Genomic DNA, 4,068 nt, shown 5'->3' with positions numbered 1-4,068 from the left:
TTTACGTCAGCCCCAGGGGCGGAAGTGTTTCGACAGCTTGAGACCCTGGCTCTGGTAGTGGCTGCCGCCTTCGCCATAGAGGCGCGAGGGCCGTTCCGTCAGCGGCTCATAGACCAGTCGGGCGACGATCTGGCCGTGCTCCAGCAGGAAAGGGGTGTCGTGGGTGCGGACTTCCAGCACGCCCTTGGAGCCGGCGCCGTGGGCCTCGTCCGTGCCGAAGCCGGGGTCGAAGAAGCCGGCGTAGTGGACGCGGAACTCGCCGACCGAGGGGTCGATCGGGGTCATCTCGGCGGCCTGATCGACCGGGATCTCCACATCGTCCGACGAGGCCAGGATGTAGAACTCGCCCGGGTCCAGCAGCAGTTCGCCCCGGCGCAGGGTCAGCGGCTCCCAGAAGTCGCGCGGGTCGTGGCCGTCGATGTGGTCCATGTTGACGACGCCCGCGTGACGGCGGCCGCGATAGCCGACGACGCCGTTGTCGCCCGCGCGCAGGTCGACGCCGACGCTGCGGGTCTCCAGCTTGGGCGGTTCGCCCGCCTTGAGGCGCAGCTGGTTCAGGCGGGTGCCCGGCTTGACCAGGATGGAGAAGGTCTGGGGCGCGATCTCGAGATAGAGGGGGCCGTCATAGCCCTCGTCCACGTCGTCGAAGCTGCCGCCCTGATCGGTCAGCAGGCGCACGAAGACGTCGACGCGGCCGGTCGAGCTCTTTGGATTGGCGCGAGCGTTCAGCCCCTTGGGCAGGCTGAGGCGCTCCTGCAGGCGGGCGATGTAGACGCAGCCCTTCTCCATCACATAGCCGCTGTCGGGCAGGTCGATGGCGTGCATGGCGACGTCGGCGATGCGTTCCTCGACGCGGCGCTGGCCGGGCAGGAAGGAGGCGCGCACGCGCCAGGCCCGGTCGGACAGGCGCAGGTCCAGGCTGGCCGGCTGGACCTGATCGACGTCGAACGGGGTGTCGGAGGCGATGGCGCCGATCGCGATCAGGGTCTCAATGCCCTGGAAGGGAAGGATGCCGGGCTGGTCGGGAATGGAAAAGCGGGTCATGCCGTCCTGTTCTCACACGGATTTTCTCGTCTGTGTAGCTTGTCGGCGACGACAGACGCTTGAACCCCGCGTACGGCGGGACGCATATAGCGCATGCACTCCGCTCCTGCCTATACCGCCGAGACCGAAGGCGTCGTCGTTCGCGTCCGCCCCTCCTATCTGGCGGGCCAGTCGGACCCGGCCGAGAGCCGCTGGGTCTGGGCCTATCAGGTCGAGATCGTCAATCTGAGCGGCGGCCCGGTGCAGCTGGTGGCCCGGCGCTGGACCATCACCGACGCCCTGGGCCGGGTCGAGGAGGTGCGCGGCCCCGGCGTGGTCGGCGAACAGCCGGTGATCGAGCCGGGCGACAGCTACGCCTACGCCTCGGGCTGTCCGTTGACGACGCCGTCCGGCTCCATGGTCGGCGCCTATTTCATGCAGGACGCCGAAGGCCGGATGTTCGAGGCCGCCATCCCGGCCTTCAGCCTGGACGTGCCAGACTCACGGCGCGTTCTGAACTAGCCGCGCCGCCGTCAGCCGCAACAGCTGCGGCGTCAGCAACAGCGCCAGAATGGGGGCCGCGGTGAACAGGGCGGCCAGCCAGAAGGCCGCCGAGGCTGCGCCCTGAACCCCGCCAGGCGCCGAAATCCCGGCGACGTTGGCGATCATGCCTGCGCCCGCTGCGCCCATGGCGATGGCGAACAGCTGGACCGTGGTCATGGCGCCGCTGGTCAGGTCGCGCTCGCCGTCGGGGGCGTTCTGGAAAACCCGCGTCACCAGGGCCGGCCAGACCAGGCCGATGCCGAAACCGACCAGGAACAGGCCTAGGCACACGCCCGCCAGCACGCCTGCGCCTCCGGCCGTCTCGATCGGCAGGAAGACCGACATCAGGATCAGCCCGCCCAGCATCAGCAGGGGACCGGCGAATAGCAGGCGCGTCCCTGATCCTGCCTGCCAGCGGCTGCTGACCAGGGTGGCGAAGGTCCAGCCGAAGGCCATCAGGGCGGCCAGATATCCCGCCCGAAGCGGCGACTGGTCATGCAGGGTCTGCAGCAGATAGGGCACGAAGATCTCGGCCTGCATCCCCGCCATCAGCAGGGCGATGGTCAGATAGAGCGCGCCCAGCGGCGTCTTCAGGCTGAACGACCGGCGCGGGAGCAGGCGCGTCTCGGAGCGTCCGTCGACCACGGCGATCAGGGCGACAAGGATGACAGCAGCGCCCAACCCGGTCAGATTCCACGCCAGCGCCGACGACAGGCTGCCGGCCGAGACGCTGAGCACGGCGCCGGACAGCAGAACCAGCTGGGGCAGGGGCAGGCGGCCGCCGCCGTCTCGCGCGCTGTCGCGGCCGGGCAGGGCGCTCAGAGCCAGCAGGATGAACAGGCCTGCCACCGGGACCAGAGAGCCGAAGGCCAACCGCCAGGCGCCCATCTCGGCGAACAGGCCGCCGACCGCCGGGCCGATCAGGGTGGCGACCCCGAACATGGCCGAGATGACGCCGATGATCCGGCCCCACAGGGCCTCGGGAAAGACGATGCGCGTCACGGCGTAGGCCAGGGCGTAGAGCAGGCCGCCGCCGAATCCCTGGATGAAGCGCCCGCCCAGCATCACCGGCATGGAAGGCGCCAGGGCGCAGATCAGCGAGCCGCCCGCGAAGACCAGGGCCGCCGCCGCATAGGCTGCGCGCGGACCCGTGGCGCGCAGGAAGGGGGCGGTCAGGGCCGCCGCCAGAATGGAGGCCAGCACGAACAGGGTCGTGGTCCAGGCGTAGAAGTCTAGCCCGCCGATGTCCTGCACCGCCGAGGGCATGACGGTGGTGGCGATATAGAGGTTGACGGAATGCAGGATGACGCCGCCCGCCAGGGCCAGGGCGTAGACGCCGTTGCGCCCGGTCAGAAGGGCGCTCCACCCCGGCGGGGCGTCGTTGGGTATGTCGGTCATATCGGCTCTCAAGGAGGCGGCGGGGCTGCCGCAAGCCGATGAGCCTGTAGAACCTCAAGTAGACTTGAGGTCAAGCGCGCTTCGGTCAGACCGGCGGGATCAGATGTCGCGGGCCCGGCCCCTCCAGGCTCAACACGTCGTCGGGGTTGCGCAGCGGGCATTCGTCCAGCGACAGGCAGCCGCAGCCGATGCAGCTGGTGATCTGGTCCCGCAGCTGAGTCAGGGCGGTGATCCGATCCTGCAGCATGGCGCGCCAGGTCTCGGAGAAACGACGCCAGTCGGCGGCGCTGGGCGCGTGCTCATGCGGCAGGTCGGCCAGGGCTTCGCGCACCGTCGCCAGGGGAATGCCCGCACGCTGGGCGATGCGGATGATGGCGATGCGGCGCAGGACGGCGCGGGGATAGCGGCGCTGGTTCCCCTCGGTGCGCCAGCCCGCGATCAGGCCTTCGGCGTCGTAGAAGTGGATGGTGGAGACGGCCACGCCGCTGCGTCGCGCCGTTTCGCCGACCGACAGGGCCGATTTCAGCGCGGACATGAGCAAACCTCGAGCATGGCTGAGGTATGGCGGGGGCGACGGCGGCGCGCAACCGGTCGGCTGTGCGGTCAATCCAGCCCTCAAGCAGCGCGAGGCGCGGTAGGGCGGCGTAAGGCCAAACAAAAAACCCCTCGCTGGAGGCGAGGGGATGGGACTGCGTCAACCCGGATGAACCGCAGTCCCGCCCCGGAGCCCGTCGGAAGTCGACGGGGCGGACGGCGGCCCCTTTAGGAGGCGTTCGTGTCGGCCGTAGGGCCGAAACTCGACGACGCGGCGGCTCCGCTGCTCAAGCAGGGAGCCGCCGCGCGGCGAGCGATAGCGGGCTTAAATGTACCGGCGCAGGCTGCGGGCCAGGTCGGACGAGGCGTCCTTGCCGGCGCTCTTGCGGACCTGGGGCTGGTAGGCGACGCGGGCGTGCTCGACGCAGTAGACGCCTTCCGACGCGCGACGGCCGCAGAAGCTGAAGTCGCTGGTCGAGGGGTCGCCGATCGGCCATTTGCACATGTGGGCGCCCAGCGTCAGCACGGTGGCGGTGCCGGCCAGTTCCGGCGCGGGGCCGGGACCGAAGC

Annotated in this window: 4 protein-coding genes and 1 pseudogene; 1 reads left to right on the top strand and 4 read right to left on the bottom strand. The window is 69.8% G+C overall.

Going from position 1 to position 4,068, the window contains the following annotated elements:
- Positions 1-6: 6 nt before the first annotated feature.
- Complete coding sequence (locus tag BDIM_RS14545) at positions 7-1,044, bottom strand: 2'-deoxycytidine 5'-triphosphate deaminase (protein WP_003166349.1); 1,038 nt, start codon at positions 1,042-1,044, stop codon at positions 7-9.
- Between the two features lie 93 nt (positions 1,045-1,137).
- Between BDIM_RS14545 and apaG the strand changes: the two genes are divergently transcribed.
- Positions 1,138-1,545 (top strand): Co2+/Mg2+ efflux protein ApaG, encoded by a 408-nt coding sequence (gene apaG, locus BDIM_RS14540; protein WP_003166348.1) that lies wholly within the window; start codon positions 1,138-1,140, stop codon positions 1,543-1,545.
- Here apaG and BDIM_RS14535 read toward each other — a convergent pair.
- The 3 genes and pseudogenes from BDIM_RS14535 to BDIM_RS14525 form a co-directional block, all read right to left on the bottom strand.
- Positions 1,525-2,964, bottom strand: a complete 1,440-nt coding sequence (locus BDIM_RS14535) for an MFS transporter (RefSeq protein ID WP_081461919.1) — start codon at positions 2,962-2,964, stop codon at positions 1,525-1,527. The two genes, apaG and BDIM_RS14535, sit on opposite strands and share 21 nt — an antisense overlap.
- A gap of 85 nt (positions 2,965-3,049) precedes the next feature.
- On the bottom strand, positions 3,050-3,499 hold the full coding sequence (gene soxR / locus BDIM_RS14530; protein WP_003166347.1) for a redox-sensitive transcriptional activator SoxR: 450 nt from the start codon (positions 3,497-3,499) through the stop codon (positions 3,050-3,052).
- A 324-nt stretch (positions 3,500-3,823) separates the two neighbouring features.
- Positions 3,824-4,068: pseudogene (locus BDIM_RS14525) on the bottom strand (GcrA family cell cycle regulator); the annotation flags it as partial.

The sequence above is a fragment of the Brevundimonas diminuta ATCC 11568 genome (assembly GCF_000204035.1).
GTDB lineage: Bacteria > Pseudomonadota > Alphaproteobacteria > Caulobacterales > Caulobacteraceae > Brevundimonas > Brevundimonas diminuta.
The sequence above is the reverse complement of the archived record's forward strand: the minus strand, read 5'-3'. Positions and strand labels throughout refer to the sequence as shown.